Origin of the sequence: Shewanella sp. SG44-6 (assembly GCF_014164185.1) — a bacterium.
Classification (GTDB): Bacteria; Pseudomonadota; Gammaproteobacteria; order Enterobacterales; family Shewanellaceae; genus Shewanella; species Shewanella vesiculosa.
Genome location: NZ_JACJER010000010.1, coordinates 1 through 16311 on the forward strand (window position 1 = coordinate 1; position 16311 = coordinate 16311).

Consider the following 16311-nt stretch of genomic DNA (forward strand, 5'->3'; position numbering starts at 1 on the left):
TCAGTATTTTTATGAGCATTTTTTGTGGATGCATTAGTACGCTTTTGCTAAGCTTCGGCAAATTTTTGAATTAAGGAACGATAATGAGCATTAAAGACAATATGGTCGTGCAGTTTAATTACACGCTACGTGATGAAAAAGGCGAAGTACTTGAATCAAACGAAGGTCGTGAGGCGATTGCCTATTTGCATGGTCATGACAACATGATGCCTGGTATTGAAGATGCGATTAATGGCAAAGAAATTGGCGAGAAATTCACTATTACTCCGCCAGCTGCAGATACTTATGGCGAACGTCAACCAGATTCTGAGCAGCGCGTGTCGGTTAAACACCTTGTAGGTGCTAAAGTATGGAAACCGGGCATGGCTGCCGTGGTGAATACTGAGCAAGGCCAGCGTCAAGTGACCATTATTAAAGTCGGTAAGTTTATGGCGACGGTTGATGTTAATCATCCACTTGCTGGCCGTGAATTAACTTTCGACATTGAAATTGTCGGTGCCCGCGATGCATCTGATGAAGAAATTGCCCATGGTCATGCCCATGGAGCTGGTGGTCATCACCACTAGTAGGGGACCGCTTGGGTAAATTGATATTTACTTATGGTTTAACCCTGTACCGATCCCAAGTGAAGACTTGGGATTTTTTGTTTTAAGAGAGTAGATATGATTATTGATTTCTCATTAGGTAAAATTATTGTCACTGTGCATGAAATTCAGTGCCGGTTTCATGATAGCCAATTAGTGCTTACCGCATCCATGGATGACATTAGCTGTTTTCATCAAGGCTTAGTGATTGTTGCCGATGCAGGAACGGTGAGGTGGAGTATTAAACTGGATAATCCAGCGCAATTAGACGCGCTATTGCAACACACTGGCATTCAAGCGCAATAACTTAATTTGTATCGGCTTAGTGGCAAGATGAATGGGAATAGGCTGCTCGGCTATGAGCCTTGATTCAACTTGAATGACAAGCGGAAGGTATTGACATGCTCTGAGCGATGCATGACATGTCAATACGATTACTGTCTATTTAACCTCCAACCAAAGCTAACCCACAGTTTGTGGCTTATATTATTGCTGCCGTTTTCGCTGTACTTCTGACTGCATATTGCCGCGAGTCCATTAAACTCCCAAAGCGTGTTCAAAAACCTATGACAGATTAACCTTGTGGGTGAGATGTTGACGTCATTAGTTGCTCACGGTTATGTGGGCGTAAAAAGTCAATATCAGGCCCGGCAGGGACGATTTGAGTCGGATTAATTTGTTGATGGCTAAAGTAATAATGCTGCTTGATATGATCCATATCGACTGTGGCAGCAATCCCAGGTTGTTGATATAAATCACGTAAATAATCTGAAATATAGGTCATGCTTTCGATTGTATTGCGGTTGGTTTTAAAATGGCCGACATACACATTGTCAAAACGGATCAGGGTAGTAAATAGACGCCAATCCGCTTCAGTAATGCTATCGCCCAATAAATACCGTTTTGTGCTTAAGCGGGTCTCGATGGTGTCCAGCGCCGAGAATAAGGCATCATAAGCTTCTTCATAAGCGGCTTGTGAGGTAGCAAAACCACAGCGATAAACCCCATTATTGATTTTTTCGTAAATGAACTCATTGAGTTGGTTTATCTGCGGTTGTAAGGCTTGAGGATAATAATCGAGTGTATTGCCGGTAATATCATTAAAGGCGGTATTGAACATTCTAATGATTTCAGATGATTCATTACTGACGATAGTGTTGGTTTTTTTGTCCCACAATACTGGTACTGTGACTCGACCATTGTAGTGTGGTTTCGCTAATTGATAGATTTGGTATAAAAAGTCTTTTTGATGTAAAGGATCGGCTTGAGCCCCTGCTATGTGTTGACCAATTTTGCCATCAACAGCATTGGCAAACTCCCAGCCGTTTTCCCGCATATGTGCTTCAACAACAGTAACATCAATAAGTGATTGTAATTGCTTTAATTCTCTAAAGATAAGGGTGCGGTGCGCCCAAGGGCAGGCTAGAGACACATACAAATGATAGCGGCCTGCTTCTGCAACAAAGCCTGCATCGCCAGAGGGGCCAGCTTGGCCATCCGCAGTTACCCAATGACGTAATTGCGCATCTTCTCGAACAAACTCACCGCCATTTTCTTCGGTTGCATACCATTGATCGACCCACTGGCCATTTTGTAGTAATCCCATATCTCTCATCTCCTTAGTGGCTTTAGTCTTAGGTTACAACAAATAAAATCGAATAAAAGTGTAATTAATCGCTAGTTTTGTTCGATTAAATTAATTACATTGCCGTCAAGGTTGATTATTTGTGGTGATGGGGTGTGAATAGATCGATGTTAAAAATCAATTGACGTAATATAGCCTGCAATATTTTATTGCATTGATAGGATTGATATATATGTCTTTTAAGCTAGAAAAAATTGTAATCGAGCCGCAAACACCTGCGACAGCATGCGTTATTTGGCTTCATGGATTGGGTGATTCAGGTGCTGGCTTTGCGCCCGTCGTCCCCGTATTAGGCTTAGCTGGTCAGCACAGTATTCGTTTTATTTTTCCTCATGCACCAGAACAAGCAGTGACCATCAATGGCGGTTTTGTTATGCGCTCATGGTACGATATTAAAAGCATGGATTTACACGATCGCGCCGATATACAAGGTGTTATGGCGTCTGAGCAAGCCATCCGTCAGTTAATTGTCGAGCAGATTAATAGTGGTATACCTGCTGATAAAATCGTTTTAGCTGGTTTTAGTCAAGGTGGGGTCATGAGTTTGTTCACCGGGCTGCGTTTTGAACAAAAACTGGCCGGTATTATGGCGTTATCATGTTATTTACCCGGTGGCGAAACATTGCCAGAGCAACTTGCTGATGCTAATGCTCATACTGCTATTTTACAACATCATGGTGAGCAAGATGATGTTGTCCCGATGTTTGCTGGTAAAATGGCTTATGACGCACTGATTGCGGCAGGTTATCAGAGTACCTGGAAAACTTATCCGATGGCTCACAGTGTATTGCCTAATCAACTTGCTGATATTGGTCAATGGTTGCAGCAAGTGTTGAAATAACGCAAGCTCATCACTGTTCTTATATAAAGACAATAATCGTTATTGTCTTTATATAAAAAAATCAATCTATTTAAATGGCTTAGCAGCAAAAATGCTTAAGCCATTTTTTTTACTTTACTTTAACATACCCGTTAACATGGCAATTGTTTTTTACTGGGAACTATTGAGGTGTAAGTTATTGTTAAATAATGTATTAAAAATCACATTCTGTCATAAAAGTGACATCAAAAACCGTCAATCTTTGTTATCATTCTGGCCGTGAATAGGATAATTCACGGATTTAAAAATATAAATTATAACATCGGGGTAAATCATGACAAATATGTTAATTAAAGGATTGGTCGCAACGGCTGTACTAGCAGCGTTGACCGGTTGTGGCAGTGACGACGACAATACCGCTGTCGTTGCACCGACGACGTGTGCCGAAGCTGGTGCAGATTGTAAAATATTTACAGTATTACATACCAATGACAACCACGGTCGTTTTTGGGAAAACGGTGACGGCGAATACGGTATGGCAGCACGTAAAACGCTGATTGACCAGATCCGTGCTGAAGTTAGCTCAAACGGCGGTGAAACTATTTTACTTTCGGGCGGAGATATCAACACTGGCGTCCCTGAGTCAGACTTACAAGACGCAGTTCCAGATTTTATCGGTATGAATGAAATTGCTTATGACGCAATGGCAGTCGGTAACCATGAGTTTGATAATCCACTTGCGGTATTAGATTCACAACGCTCAATTGCTAACTTCCCAATGTTAGCGGCTAACATTTATAAAGCTGATGGCACTCGCTACTTTGATGCTTACAAAGTATTTAATATAAATGGTTTGCGCATTGCTGTGATCGGTTTAACCACTGAAGACACTGCGAAGATTGGTAACCCAGAATTTATCAAAGATTTAACCTTTACCGATCCAACCACTGAAGCAGCAAAAGTGATTGCAGAAATTAAAGCTGCAGATACTGCGGATCTTATTTTTGCAACCACTCATATGGGTCACTATGCTGATGCAATGAATGGTAGTAACGCCCCTGGCGACGTCGCCATGGCTCGTGCTCTAGCAGAAGGTGATTTGAATGCCATTATTGGTGGTCATTCACAAAACCCAGTATGTATGGAACCAGGTACAAACGATTACGCTGACTTTGCTCCTGGCGATGACTGTACGCCTGATATGCAAAATGGCACTTACATTATGCAAGCTCACGAGTGGGGTAAGTATGTCGGTCGTGCTGATTTTGAATATTTCAATGGCGAGCTTCACCTTGCTAGTTACAAGTTAATCCCGGTTAATTTGAAAACATCAGTGACTGATGCAGATGGCAATAAAACGAAAGTATTGGTTGCTGATGAAATCGCCGCAGATGCAGACTTAAAACAACTACTTTCTTATTATCAAGAACGTGGTCAAGGCCAACTTAGTGAAGTGATTGCTACCACCGATGGTTTATTAGACGGCGAACGTGCAAATGTACGTAATATGCAAACTAATTTAGGCCGTTTGGTTGCAGAAGCGCAACGCACTAAAGTCGGTGCCGATATCGGTGTAATGAACTCTGGTGGTGTGCGTGCTTCAATTGCTGAAGGTGATATCTCTTACCGTGACGTGTTAACCGTGCAGCCTTTTGGCAACATGGTAACGTTAAGCACTATGACAGGTGCAGAAGTCACTGAGTACTTAAACACTGTAGCATCTTTCCAACGTGGTTCTGGCGCATATGCACAAATCACCGGTGTGAAAATGACAGTAGATTGTACTGCTCAAACAGTTGCTATCAGTGAAATCAATGGTAAAGATTACAGTGCCACTGACTCATACAGCTTTACTGTACCAAGCTTCAATGCTGCTGGTGGTGATGGCTATCCTGAGCTTGCACCAATTCAAACAGGTTATGTTGATGCAGAAGTGTTATACACTTTCTTCAAAGATAAAGGCACTATTGCGGCTGCAGATTATGCTCCAATGGGTGACATTGTTTATGAAAACTCAAACAGCCCACTAGGTTGTGAAGTAACAGCAAACTAATTAGCCTCAATTTGGGTAAACAGATGGTATAACCATTTCTTATCTCGACCAAAGGTACGATTGCAAAAAAGGCAGCTGAAGCTGCCTTTTTTATTGGCTGCTATTTAGTTGACTTACAGTGGATTAAAGGGCTAATGTGATTGGAGAATATAGTGACTGATGAACAGTTCATTGATTGGGTTGAGAGATAATTAATATGACAGGTATCTACAGAGTCGTGGTCTTAATCGCATTAATTGCGCTGGCGTTGACATGTTATTTAGCCGGCAGCCAAACCGGGGCGGTGACTTTTTTTGTGGCTGGAGGATTACTTGAAACCGCTTTTTGGTTTGGTTTGTTTCGAAAATCTACCAATCGAACCATTAGTTAATTCTAACCGCTAAGCTGATTAGTCATTTTACGATAAGCGATTAGCTTTATGTGATCGATATCCTGAATGCTACTAAGCAACATGTGATAATCAACTGGCAGCCGAGGCTGCCTTTTGATTATGCTCAAGTCAAATTAGCTTGATAACTGCGTGTTTCATCAGTCTATGGCTGACGTGATTAGCCACAATTAAGTGATATTATTTCCAGCCTATTTATTTCCAACCTATTTATTTCCAACCGATATGAGTGGTTAACGTGTGGGTTTGTCCTGGCGCTAACACTATGCTGTCGTCTCTCACGTTGGCTGCTTCTAAACAGACCATGGTTAAGTAATCATCATGATTAAACCGAGATAGGCGGGTTGACTTGTCTATCCAAGGATTCCATAACACTGCGGATTGGCTGTTTTCCCGGCTCACCACAATCGTTCCATTTGGAGTATGTAATTCCTGAATGGGCGCTAGTTTGGTATAAACTCTATCGGTTTCTCGATCAAATTTAACCACATCGTCGACTTGTTCAAAAGGTCCTTGATCAAATTCAATGTATTGTGAACCGCCAAATCCACTGGCCTTAAGTAGGTGAATATCTTCTATGGGGAAATAGCTATGCAATGCTTGTGTGAGCTCGATGTCGTAATCTGCATTGTTAATATTGATGATGCTTACCGATAATGTTTCACCTAAGTTAAATAGCACCTTCACTTGGGTATTATGCGGCCAATACTGCTTATCTATTTCGCTGGCGGGCAGGGCAAACAGCAACTCAACAGATTGATCGCCCATGTTGATGGATTCTAATGACCAAATCTTATTGCGCGCAAAACCATGCTGCGGAAAGCCTTGGATATCGCTCATCCCAAACCAAGGCCAACAAACTGGAATTCCACCTCTTATGCCATTGCCTGGTTGGTAATCGTCGGCACTTGATACCCATAAAAGTGGTGATTTTCCACTGGGTGTAAATTGATCTATTTGCGCCCCTTGCAAAAAAATACGCGCTTGGCAAAACGCGGTATCGACAGCAACATAATCGAGACCATTGGCATGTCTCTTGGTGGTAACTGAACCCATAATCTGTGTCCTTATATGTGTTAATCCAAGCCGATAGCTTATAAATGAACAGAAGCAATTGGCTTATTGGTTAAATGATTTGGGCTTACTTAATAAAATGCAGTAAACGATTATTGGCTGGCATAGCAATGTCTTCTCGAAGCGTTAGCCCTTGCTGCTGTGCTAATTGACAGATCCATTCGATATCGCGGATGCCGCTTTGGGGATTATTGTGTTGTAAAGACATATTGAACTGTCGATTACTGTCACTGGTAAATTGGCCTTGGTAATTGAACGGACCATAAATAACTAATGAGCCAGCGTTTACCAATAGATTACCCACGCCAATAAAAAATGCTTCAACCATAGTCTTACTCATAATATGCAGAGTATTAGCACTGAATATCGCATCGACATTTGATGTCAGTTGCGGCCAAGGCTGGGTGACATCTAATTCAATAGCCGGCTGTAAGTTTGGTGATGCTTGCAAATTGAGACGAGCTTGCAAATTAGGCAGATAATGCCGTTGATCGCTTGGTTGCCAGCGGATATGCGGAAGATGGTTAGCAAAATACACGCTATGCTGGCCAGTACCACTGCCTATTTCAAGCAAATGAACGCAACTAGGAAGCCACTTTGTTAATAGCGTTAATATAGGCTGCTGGTTATTTTCACAAGCTTGCGAAAAAGGTAGCTGTTGTAACGTTAATGATTGAGGCATTACGAGATATCAATTCTATCCATTTCTAATTGCTGTAATGCTATCACCGCTTGAGTGCGATTGCGAACACCCAATTTGCGAAATATTGCCGTTGCATGAGCCTTGATGGTGGCTTCTGATACCCCAAAATCATAAGCAATTTGTTTGTTGAGTAATCCTTCGGCAAACATCTGCAGTACGCGATATTGCTGTGGGGTTAAATCAGATAGGCGTGAGGCCATTTTATCGGTTGGATCATCAGAAACCGGCACAATTTGGGTACCTTTGGGTAACCAAATATCACCGTATAACACCGCGTTTAACGCTTCTTCCAACACTTCCATAGACGCTGATTTCGGTATGAATCCGCTACTACCATAATGTATTGCTCGGCTTATGGTATTGATGTCTTCGTGGGCAGAAATCACCACCACAGGAATGTCTGGATGATGGGTTCTAAGGTGGATTAACGTTGAATAACCGTGAGAGCCCGGCATCTGTAGGTCAAGTAAGATTAAGTCAAACGGTTGGTCTTTCTCATCAAGAACATGTTGTAATGCTTCGGCACTATCAGCCTCAAACCATTGCGTGTGTTCAAAGGCATTACTCAGCGCTAGCCTTAAGGCATTACGGAATAATGGATGGTCATCTGCAATAATGATATTTAAATTTTCGAGCTTCATGGCGTTTTTTATTCTATGTTGCACGTGAAGATAAACTCAATGTAACAGAAAAGTAATCGAGTATTCTATTGCTTTGTGCAAGATTATCATTGATTTGAATAAAAACAATCAAACTATAGACTTTAGTCTAGTGAGCGAAATGATGATGCAGCCATCTATCTGACTGCATTTACTGGGGTGTTATTAATTATGTGGCCACACTTGGGTCGGGTTGCGATTTTCATCTACCGCAACAAAAGTAAACACGCCACGTATTGCATGTTCCCTATGATCGCGGTACATATCTTCAACATAAATATTCACTTCAACTTTTAGCGATGTGTTACCAACATGGATCACATTTGCAATCAGCTCAGCCAAGCTGCCAGCGGGTATCGCTTTTTTGAAATCAATCCTATCAGAACTCACGGTTACTAATGATTTACGACAAAAACGTGTAGCGGCAATAAATGCTGTTTCATCCATCCAGGCTAATGCATCACCACCAAATAAGGTGTTATGGTGATTAGTATTAGATGGGAAAATAGCCTTAATAACGCGGGCTTCTGATTGAGCAATACGTGCTGCAATGTCATCAGGGAAATGGTTTTGAGTTTGTGCTGGGTTTTGAGCAAGGGACATACAACGACCTAATGTTATGCGGTTCAATAAAGAATTAAGCGAAAAAGCCGCGCATTGTACTGTATTGAGCGTATTCGTGTCGATGTTGTGGTGCTTATTTGTCGATAAGGCCTCACGATTGTGCAACCTTATGGACAATATGTTGTTTAATAGTAACAACTGAATTATTTGATTAACCTAATGTGCTTAAATGCAGTTGTCGATTGAGTTGATGTCTATTCTGCACAGGCTAATTAATAACGAAGCAATACCGTTGATACTATTTGTTTGTTGGCATTTAGGGTCACAATATATAAACGATCAAATTCACTGGCGTCATCAATCGGTATTTGTTGCTTTGCCCCGAGTTTTTCAACTAAATCTGTCGAAGTATTACTGTGGCCTACCACTAAAATATTACCCTGTTCGGTTAATAACTGCTGGGCAAAGTTTGCCATATTTTGAGGATCATAAACACTTAGCTCCAGGTGTTGATCTTGAGCGACTTGCTTGGCTGTTTCACGGGTACGATTATAATCAGTGGTGTAGACTTTTTGTAATGGGGTCGCCGATAACACTGTTGCTAAACGTAAGGCTCGTAATTGTCCTTGGGCAGACAAACTGGGATTTTTACCAGTACGTTTTTCTGCATGCCTAACGATAAAGATAACGTGATTACTTGTGGCCCCTTTATGGTTAAGATCAACTGATGCCGATTCTGGCGACTGTGCCATTATTGATATGCTCATAAAGCTCATCAAACCAATCAGTATGCTGGTGATTATCTGTTTCATATGGTTAATCCGCTAAGTAATATTCGATGGTTGATACCACACGCACTTGCTTAATGTAGGGCGTATTCTTATCTCTGTTACTGATACTGAATTGCCCTTGAGTAGCTTTTTTAATTTTTCCTAATCGGCTTTGAGAATCTTTAGCAAATTTTTCGGCCACTGAGCGGGCATTGGTGGTCGATTCTTCAATCATTTTTGGCTTAACGTCATTTAATCGGCTGAAAATATACTCGACTTGGGCATCATAGTTATTCTGCGAGAATACAATGCCTGTTTTCCCCAGCTCAGTTAATTGCGGCATGACACCACGCACTTTATCGATGTCATTAGAATAAACCGTAATGGTTTGTGTCGCGGTATAACGCAATTCTATTGGTTGATTACCACCATATTGTTGCGCCAATTTATCGGTAATTGTCGGCGCTGTGAGGGTAATTTCTTTTGGATCGATATGTTGCTCAGTTAAAAAACTGACCACTTGGTTGTTTTGTGCTTCCAGCTGTTTATACAGTTCATCGAGATTATTATTGGCTGCAGTAAATTGGATAGGCCAGATCACAATGTCAGCAGGATATTCATTTTCTGCTAAGCCTTTAACTGTGACACTGCGCTCAAGTAATTTGTATTCAACAATGGCTTGTTTGAGTAACAGACCCAAAGCACCAAAGCCCAGCGCAATGAATATTCCAAAAACAGCAGCACTACGAGACGAACTTTGCATAACAACATCCTTATTAATAGGTAACAGTGTGGCTCGACGAAGGTGACTCTTTGTTGCAGAGAATGAATAGAAGTACCTCATTATCATATAAGGGCATCATTATGGTCAAATAAGGCACTATCAACAATCATCGTCAGTCCAATGAAGGGCGATCATAATCGAATATGGACTCAATATTAGTTTTATGGATTATTTTTAATCCTATTTTTTGCGTATTGTCAGTGTTGCAACAATACTTACAAGCGCAAATAACACAATTGCTATATTGCCTTTATCACTTGGATAACGTTTTAAGCTATTCAATTTACTATATTAAAAAAACTCAATGCTGTGAGCACAACCTCGTCTTAAAGGAATTAATATGTCTTCTCGGTTAACCGCACAGCTTATTCTTCATGGGTTTGATGATTCATTACCAGCATGGCGTCGAGTGATTTTTCAACGATTATTTAGCATATTAGCTTTATTGTGTATTCCGGTTTACATCACCAGTGTCTATTTGTGCGTCGTTAAAAACTTATGGGGCATGGCAATATTTGATACTCTCGCTTATGGAATATTGTTATTCATTTTGTTTTATCCTCGCATTACTGATAGGCAAAAATTTATCGTAGGATGTTACCTTGCGTTTGGTATCGGTATTGGTTTTGTCATTGCTATCGGCCCCTCTGGCGCAGGCTTTTTTTGGCTATTTGCTTTCCCTCCACTGTGCAGCATTTTGCTCGGCGAAAAAATGGCGCTATGGGCTCAAGTTGTCAACGCGATATCGCTATTACTAATCGGTATCGCCTATCAATACCAACTAGTTCATTGGCCTGATGTGAGTGGATTTTCAATCTTGATCTGGTATGTGGTAGCGATTAACTTTTTAGTAACTAATGCCATTGTGACTCAGTCTATATCTTATTTGTTGGGTAAATTAACGCATTCGTTAGCATCTACTTTGGCCTCACGTAAAGCCACTGTGATGGGATTAGCTAAGTTAGCTGAGTACCGTGATAATGAAACGGGGGCGCATTTAATCAGAATGCAGCAGTATGCCAATATGCTGGCAAAACAACGATTAACTGATGAGCATGTTCCACAAGAATTAACCGAAGCTTTTATTCAAGAAATAAGCCTCTCAGCCATTTTGCATGATATAGGTAAAGTGGGTATTGCCGATCATATCTTATTAAAACCTGGACGCTTAACGGCAGAAGAGTTCGAGCAAATTAAGGCGCATCCAGTGATAGGTGAAAAAGTACTGAATAGTCTATTAGCCTATGCCCCAGAATGTTCATTTATTCGGATGGGGCGCGACATTGCCGGAGCTCACCATGAAAAGTGGGATGGCAGCGGCTATCCTAAGGGGTTAATCGGTGATGCCATTCCCTTGTCTGCGAGAATAGTGGCTCTGGTTGATGTATATGACGCATTAACATCACCACGCTGTTACAAGAGGCCATTTAGCCATGAAGAAGCGATGACGCTTATTTTAGAAGGTAAAGGTAAACATTTTGACCCTGAGTTAGTCGACAGCTTGGTGATGATCAGTGAACAGTTTGCCGTATTGTCTAAAGCCTCTTTACTAGAACAAGAGTAATAGGATGGATTTAAGACTATAAATGACAATGCCAGTCATAAATGACTGGCATTGGTAAACGTTCATCAAGCTGCTCAACTAGCGAATAAGTCAGTAAGGACTTATTGTGCGAGTAAGGCTTTACGCTCTCTTGATGCTTGAGCTAAATCACGTAACAGTTTTTCTGAATCAGCCCAATGTAAACAGGCATCGGTAATACTTTGACCATAAACTAAAGGTTCGCCTTTAACGACTTTTTGATTACCTTCAATCATAAAGCTTTCTGCCATAATACCGGCGATAGCTGTGCTACCACTGCGCAGTTGCGCTATGATGCTATCGGCAACATTTAACTGATTTTTATGCTGTTTTTCACTGTTGCCGTGGCTAAAGTCAACCACCATACGCTGAGTTACACCCACTTGTTCAAGTTGGGCGCGAGCCACTTCAATGTCCTCTGCACAATAGTTTGGTGTTTTGCCACCACGTAAAATAATATGCCCAAATGGATTGCCGTGAGTACGATATACCGCCATGGCGCCATCTTTATCCGGAGAATAAAAAATATGTGGAGCTTGGGCTGCGCGAACGGCGTCAACAGCGATATTAATGTTACCGTCGGTACCATTTTTAAAGCCCACAGGACAGGACAACGCAGACGCCATTTCACGGTGAATTTGGCTTTCGGTGGTACGTGCGCCAATAGCGCCCCAAGTGATTAAGTCAGCAATATATTGACCGTTTACCATGTCTAAAAATTCAGTGGCGATAGGCAGTTTTAATTCGGTGATCTGCTGCAATAGCTCACGCGCCAAGCGCAAGCCTTTGTTGGGGCTAAAGCTGCCGTCTAAATCAGGATCCGAAATTAATCCCTTCCAGCCAACAATAGTGCGAGGCTTTTCAAAATAGACCCGCATCAGAATGCATAAGTCATCTTTTAGTTCGTGGTGAAGTGCCGATAAGCGCTCGGCATATTCAAGTGCCGCTTTGGTATCGTGAATTGAACAAGGGCCAATAATGACTAATAAGCGTTGGTCTTCACCGGCAATAATGGCTTCAACTTCTCGGCGCTGTGCAACAAGATAGTCTGCAGCATCTTGAGTCAAAGGGTATTCTGATGCCAGTTGAGCGGGTGAAATGACTTTGCTTAAAAGGGTAGTTCGTAGTTCATCTGTTTTAATTGTCATGCATATTACCGAGAAATCGTGAGATGCATCAGCATCATATTACTCGGGATTATATACCCAAAGAAGTTCAAGATGCGAGGCTTAGCCTCGGATTCTCTGGCTGAATAAACAGATTGCTGTAAACGGCTTACCCGAATTAAGCGAGTCAGTCTGGGTTTGAAAGCCTATTTACAGCGTATTTTATTGTTTATAAATTAGAACATGTGACGTTCTAAACCGGTTATATCAATAATTTTTGTGGCAATTTCTTCAACCGAATGATTGGTGGTATTCACAAAGGGGATACGTTCTTTTTTATACATCATTTCCACTTCTTTCACTTCAAGCTTGCATTGTCTTAATGATGAGTAACGGCTGTTTTCCATTCGGCTTTGACGAATTTCATGCAAACGATGGGGGTCGATTGTTAAGCCAAATAATTTGGATTTATTGCGTTTTAATGCCTCAGGTAGCTGAAGGTTATCCATATCATCTTCAGTAAACGGGTAGTTTGCAGCCTTTATACCAAACTGCATCGACAGATATAAACTGGAGGGGGTTTTACCACAGCGAGATACGCCCAATAAAATGATATCGGCTTTATCCATGTGTTTCATGGTTTGGCCATCGTCGTTTTCCATTGTGTAGTTAATCGCATCTATACGAGTTTCGTAACCGTGGTTACTTTTACCATGAGTTCGATGCAATAAAGGCTTCGCTTGCACGCCCAAGTGTTGTTCTAATGGAGCAACAAAGGTATTCAAAAAGTCATAATCGACACATTCGCTTGAAAAAATCACATTGCGGATTTCCGGATTAATGATTGAGTGGAACACAAGTGGTCTTACACCTGTTGTAATAAAACAATCATTTATTTGTTGCTTCACTTTTTGTGCTTTCTGAATCGTTTCCACAAACGGAATCGTAAGTGCTTCAAATTCTATGGGAAATTGCGAAAGCACCGCATGCCCAAAAACCTCAGCTGTGATCGCGGTCCCATCTGAAATGTAGAATACTTTTGGTGTCATTCTGACCTCTTGTAGTAATAAAATTACAAATAAAATTATAGATTTACGCGTGTTGTATGGGAGTGTAAGATGCTATTGCCCTCGTGTGAAGTGGCCACTGAAATAAAAACTTGCGGAGATAAAACTGTGCAGCAATACGTACTCTGGTATCAAGAATTAGGCATGGGTGATGTAAACAAGGTTGGCGGTAAAAACGCATCCCTTGGTGAGATGATCAGCAATCTGGCTAATGCAGGGGTTCAAGTTCCTGGCGGTTTTGCAACGACCTCTCATGCGTTCAATGAGTTCCTTGAACAAAGTGGAGTTAACCAGAAAATTTTTGACATTCTGGCGACATTGGATGTTGATGATGTCAATGAACTGGCAAAAGTAGGTGCCCAGATCAGACAATGGGTTATTGAAACCCCATTTCAACCCGCATTAGAAGACGCGATTCGCGAAGCTTACGAGCAATTGTCGAGCGAAACGAAAGAAGCATCATTTGCTGTGCGTTCTTCAGCCACTGCTGAAGATATGCCTGATGCATCTTTTGCTGGTCAACAAGAAACCTTCCTCAACGTTAAAGGGTTCGATGCTGTTATGCTGGCAATTAAGCATGTATACGCATCACTGTTTAACGACCGTGCAATTTCTTACCGTGTCCACCAAGGTTATGAACATCAAGGTGTCGCTTTATCTGCTGGCGTACAACGTATGGTCCGTTCAGACAAAGCCGCATCTGGGGTGATGTTCACTATGGATACTGAGTCAGGTAATAATGACGTCGTATTTATCACTTCATCTTTTGGTTTAGGTGAAATGGTTGTACAAGGTGCTGTTAACCCTGATGAATTCTATGTGCACAAACCTATTTTAGCGCAAGGCCATCAGGCTGTTGTGCGTCGTAACATCGGCAGTAAGTTGATTCAGATGGTTTACTCTGATGATGCAGGCCATGGTAAGCAAGTTAAAATTGAAGACGTTGCTGCAGAGCAACGTCGTGTATTCTCGATTAATGATGAAGAAGTCATGGAGCTTGCTAAGCAAGCCATGGTGATTGAAAAGCATTATGGTCGTGCAATGGATATCGAATGGGCCAAAGACGGTAACGACGGAAAGTTATATATTGTCCAAGCTCGTCCAGAAACCGTTCGTAGCCGTGAAGATGTGCAGTTAATTGAACGTTATCACTTAAAAACCAAAGGCGAGGTGATCTGTGAAGGTCGTGCTATTGGCCATAAGATTGGTACTGGTGTCGCCAAGGTATTAACCTCTATCGACCAGATGGATCAAATTGAGCCAGGTGATGTGTTAGTGACTGACATGACAGACCCAGATTGGGAACCTATCATGAAACGTGCTAGTGCCATTGTAACCAACCGTGGTGGCCGTACTTGCCATGCTGCGATTATTGCACGTGAACTAGGTGTTCCTGCTGTTGTAGGTTGTGGTGATGTGACTGACCGCATTAAGACTGGCGACATAGTTACCGTATCTTGTGCTGAAGGTGATACTGGCTTAATTTTCTCGGGTAAACAAGAGTTTGAAATCGTCACTAACCGTGTTGATACCTTACCGCCTTTACCAATGAAAATTATGATGAATGTGGGTAACCCTGATCGTGCATTTGACTTTGCTCGTTTACCTAACGAAGGTGTGGGTTTAGCGCGTTTAGAGTTTATCATTAACCGCATGATTGGTATTCATCCTAAAGCGTTGCTTGACTTCAATGGCCAAACTGCTGAGCTACAGACCGAAATTAATGAAATGATCGCTGGGTATGACTCGCCAGTTGAGTTTTATGTTGCGCGTCTAGTTGAAGGTATCGCGACTATCGCATCGGCTTTTTATCCGAAGAAAGTTATCGTACGTATGTCAGACTTTAAGTCTAACGAGTATGCAAACTTAGTCGGTGGTGATCGTTACGAGCCAGATGAAGAAAATCCAATGTTGGGCTTCCGTGGTGCGAGCCGTTATATTTCTGAATCATTCCGCGATTGTTTCGCGCTCGAATGTGAAGCGATTAAACGTGTTCGTAATCAAATGGGCTTAACCAATGTTGAAGTGATGATCCCATTTGTGCGTACCGTAAACGAAGCATCTCAAGTTATTGAGTTACTAAAAGAACAAGGCTTAGAGCGCGGTAAAGATGGCTTACGCGTTATCATGATGTGTGAACTACCTTCAAACGCCTTGCTAGCTGACCAGTTCCTTGAGCATTTTGATGGTTTCTCTATCGGTTCAAACGATTTAACTCAGTTAACATTAGGGCTTGATCGTGACTCAGGAATCATCAGTCACTTGTTTGATGAGCGTAATGATGCGGTTAAAGCATTATTAGCCATGGCGATTAAAGCGGCTAAAGCGAAAGGTGCTTACGTCGGTATTTGTGGTCAAGGTCCTTCAGACCATTCTGATTTTGCTGCATGGTTAGTTGAGCAAGGTATTGATTCTGTATCGCTTAATCCTGATACCGTTATCGATACTTGGTTATATTTAGCTGAAGCTCATGGCTAAATTATGCTAAAAATTGCTGGTGGATTGTCTGCCT

The 16311-nt window shown here is 41.7% G+C and carries 16 protein-coding genes; 7 read left to right on the forward strand and 9 right to left on the reverse strand.

Annotation, left to right across the window (positions count from 1 at the left end):
- The first annotated feature begins 83 nt into the window (after positions 1–83).
- Both H5185_RS03150 and H5185_RS03155 read left to right on the forward strand, forming a co-directional pair.
- On the forward strand, positions 84–566 hold the full coding sequence (locus tag H5185_RS03150) for a peptidylprolyl isomerase (RefSeq protein WP_124015838.1): 483 nt from the start codon (positions 84–86) through the stop codon (positions 564–566).
- A gap of 96 nt (positions 567–662) precedes the next feature.
- Positions 663–890, forward strand: coding sequence for a DUF3389 domain-containing protein (locus H5185_RS03155; RefSeq protein WP_124015839.1), 228 nt, complete (start codon positions 663–665; stop codon positions 888–890).
- Positions 891–1158: 268 nt separating this feature from the next.
- Here the strand turns inward: H5185_RS03155 and H5185_RS03160 are convergent, their stop codons facing one another.
- Positions 1159–2190 (reverse strand): glutathione S-transferase family protein, encoded by a 1032-nt coding sequence (locus H5185_RS03160; protein ID WP_182697126.1) that lies wholly within the window; start codon positions 2188–2190, stop codon positions 1159–1161.
- Positions 2191–2401: 211 nt separating this feature from the next.
- On the opposite strand from H5185_RS03160, the gene H5185_RS03165 reads away from it, so the two are divergent.
- The 3 genes from H5185_RS03165 (at position 2402) to H5185_RS03175 (ending at position 5472) form a co-directional block, all read left to right on the forward strand.
- Complete coding sequence (locus H5185_RS03165) at positions 2402–3070, forward strand: alpha/beta hydrolase (protein ID WP_124015841.1); 669 nt, start codon at positions 2402–2404, stop codon at positions 3068–3070.
- Positions 3071–3383: 313 nt separating this feature from the next.
- The gene (ushA, locus tag H5185_RS03170; RefSeq protein WP_124015842.1) at positions 3384–5102 is read left to right on the forward strand and encodes a bifunctional UDP-sugar hydrolase/5'-nucleotidase UshA; all 1719 of its coding nucleotides are present in this window, start codon (positions 3384–3386) and stop codon (positions 5100–5102) included.
- 196 nt (positions 5103–5298) lie between these two features.
- Positions 5299–5472, forward strand: a complete 174-nt coding sequence (locus H5185_RS03175; protein WP_165870071.1) for a hypothetical protein — start codon at positions 5299–5301, stop codon at positions 5470–5472.
- Positions 5473–5700: 228 nt separating this feature from the next.
- On the opposite strand, the gene H5185_RS03180 is transcribed toward H5185_RS03175, so the two are convergent.
- The 6 genes from H5185_RS03180 to H5185_RS03205 all read right to left on the reverse strand — a co-directional run bounded on the left by H5185_RS03180 (position 5701) and on the right by H5185_RS03205 (position 10023).
- Positions 5701–6546 carry a D-hexose-6-phosphate mutarotase gene (locus H5185_RS03180; RefSeq protein ID WP_182741347.1) on the reverse strand — a complete coding sequence of 282 codons (846 nt, stop codon included), beginning with the start codon at positions 6544–6546 and terminating at the stop codon, positions 5701–5703.
- 85 nt (positions 6547–6631) lie between these two features.
- A complete protein-coding gene (locus H5185_RS03185) occupies positions 6632–7246 on the reverse strand; it encodes a DUF938 domain-containing protein (RefSeq protein ID WP_182722756.1) in 615 nt (204 codons plus the stop codon).
- Positions 7246–7908: a response regulator transcription factor gene (locus tag H5185_RS03190; RefSeq protein WP_182697130.1), complete on the reverse strand. Its 663-nt coding sequence runs from the start codon at positions 7906–7908 to the stop codon at positions 7246–7248. The genes H5185_RS03185 and H5185_RS03190 overlap by 1 nt, the downstream gene beginning before the upstream one ends.
- A 183-nt stretch (positions 7909–8091) precedes the next feature.
- Positions 8092–8529, reverse strand: a complete 438-nt coding sequence (locus tag H5185_RS03195; RefSeq protein ID WP_124015846.1) for an acyl-CoA thioesterase — start codon at positions 8527–8529, stop codon at positions 8092–8094.
- 233 nt (positions 8530–8762) lie between these two features.
- Positions 8763–9302 (reverse strand): histidine phosphatase family protein, encoded by a 540-nt coding sequence (locus H5185_RS03200; RefSeq protein WP_182741348.1) that lies wholly within the window; start codon positions 9300–9302, stop codon positions 8763–8765.
- 4 nt (positions 9303–9306) lie between these two features.
- Complete coding sequence (locus H5185_RS03205) at positions 9307–10023, reverse strand: SIMPL domain-containing protein (protein WP_124015848.1); 717 nt, start codon at positions 10021–10023, stop codon at positions 9307–9309.
- A 361-nt stretch (positions 10024–10384) separates the two neighbouring features.
- Here H5185_RS03205 and H5185_RS03210 point away from each other — a divergent pair, with 361 nt between their 5' ends.
- Complete coding sequence (locus H5185_RS03210) at positions 10385–11608, forward strand: HD-GYP domain-containing protein (RefSeq protein ID WP_182741349.1); 1224 nt, start codon at positions 10385–10387, stop codon at positions 11606–11608.
- A 101-nt stretch (positions 11609–11709) separates the two neighbouring features.
- Here the strand turns inward: H5185_RS03210 and H5185_RS03215 are convergent, their stop codons facing one another.
- Positions 11710–12774: a 3-deoxy-7-phosphoheptulonate synthase gene (locus H5185_RS03215; protein WP_124015850.1), complete on the reverse strand. Its 1065-nt coding sequence runs from the start codon at positions 12772–12774 to the stop codon at positions 11710–11712.
- A gap of 194 nt (positions 12775–12968) precedes the next feature.
- Positions 12969–13781: a pyruvate, water dikinase regulatory protein gene (locus tag H5185_RS03220; protein WP_124015851.1), complete on the reverse strand. Its 813-nt coding sequence runs from the start codon at positions 13779–13781 to the stop codon at positions 12969–12971.
- 126 nt (positions 13782–13907) lie between these two features.
- Between H5185_RS03220 and ppsA the strand changes: the two genes are divergently transcribed.
- Positions 13908–16277 carry a phosphoenolpyruvate synthase gene (gene ppsA / locus H5185_RS03225; RefSeq protein ID WP_124016001.1) on the forward strand — a complete coding sequence of 790 codons (2370 nt, stop codon included), beginning with the start codon at positions 13908–13910 and terminating at the stop codon, positions 16275–16277.
- Positions 16278–16311: the final 34 nt, after the last annotated feature.

Excerpts from the sequence above, each read along its gene's own strand:
- H5185_RS03190 (WP_182697130.1), bottom strand. The coding sequence starts at position 7,908 with ATGAAGCTCGAAAATTTAAATATCATTATTGCAGATGACCATCCATTA.
- H5185_RS03160 (WP_182697126.1), bottom strand. The coding sequence starts at position 2,190 with ATGGGATTACTACAAAATGGCCAGTGGGTCGATCAATGGTATGCAACC.
- H5185_RS03185 (WP_182722756.1), bottom strand. The coding sequence starts at position 7,246 with ATGCCTCAATCATTAACGTTACAACAGCTACCTTTTTCGCAAGCTTGT.
- H5185_RS03195 (WP_124015846.1), bottom strand. The coding sequence starts at position 8,529 with ATGTCCCTTGCTCAAAACCCAGCACAAACTCAAAACCATTTCCCTGAT.
- H5185_RS03175 (WP_165870071.1), top strand. The coding sequence starts at position 5,299 with ATGACAGGTATCTACAGAGTCGTGGTCTTAATCGCATTAATTGCGCTG.
- H5185_RS03200 (WP_182741348.1), bottom strand. The coding sequence starts at position 9,302 with ATGAAACAGATAATCACCAGCATACTGATTGGTTTGATGAGCTTTATG.
- H5185_RS03150 (WP_124015838.1), top strand. The coding sequence starts at position 84 with ATGAGCATTAAAGACAATATGGTCGTGCAGTTTAATTACACGCTACGT.
- H5185_RS03220 (WP_124015851.1), bottom strand. The coding sequence starts at position 13,781 with ATGACACCAAAAGTATTCTACATTTCAGATGGGACCGCGATCACAGCT.
- H5185_RS03180 (WP_182741347.1), bottom strand. The coding sequence starts at position 6,546 with ATGGGTTCAGTTACCACCAAGAGACATGCCAATGGTCTCGATTATGTT.
- H5185_RS03155 (WP_124015839.1), top strand. The coding sequence starts at position 663 with ATGATTATTGATTTCTCATTAGGTAAAATTATTGTCACTGTGCATGAA.
- H5185_RS03205 (WP_124015848.1), bottom strand. The coding sequence starts at position 10,023 with ATGCAAAGTTCGTCTCGTAGTGCTGCTGTTTTTGGAATATTCATTGCG.
- H5185_RS03165 (WP_124015841.1), top strand. The coding sequence starts at position 2,402 with ATGTCTTTTAAGCTAGAAAAAATTGTAATCGAGCCGCAAACACCTGCG.
- ushA (WP_124015842.1), top strand. The coding sequence starts at position 3,384 with ATGACAAATATGTTAATTAAAGGATTGGTCGCAACGGCTGTACTAGCA.
- H5185_RS03210 (WP_182741349.1), top strand. The coding sequence starts at position 10,385 with ATGTCTTCTCGGTTAACCGCACAGCTTATTCTTCATGGGTTTGATGAT.
- H5185_RS03215 (WP_124015850.1), bottom strand. The coding sequence starts at position 12,774 with ATGACAATTAAAACAGATGAACTACGAACTACCCTTTTAAGCAAAGTC.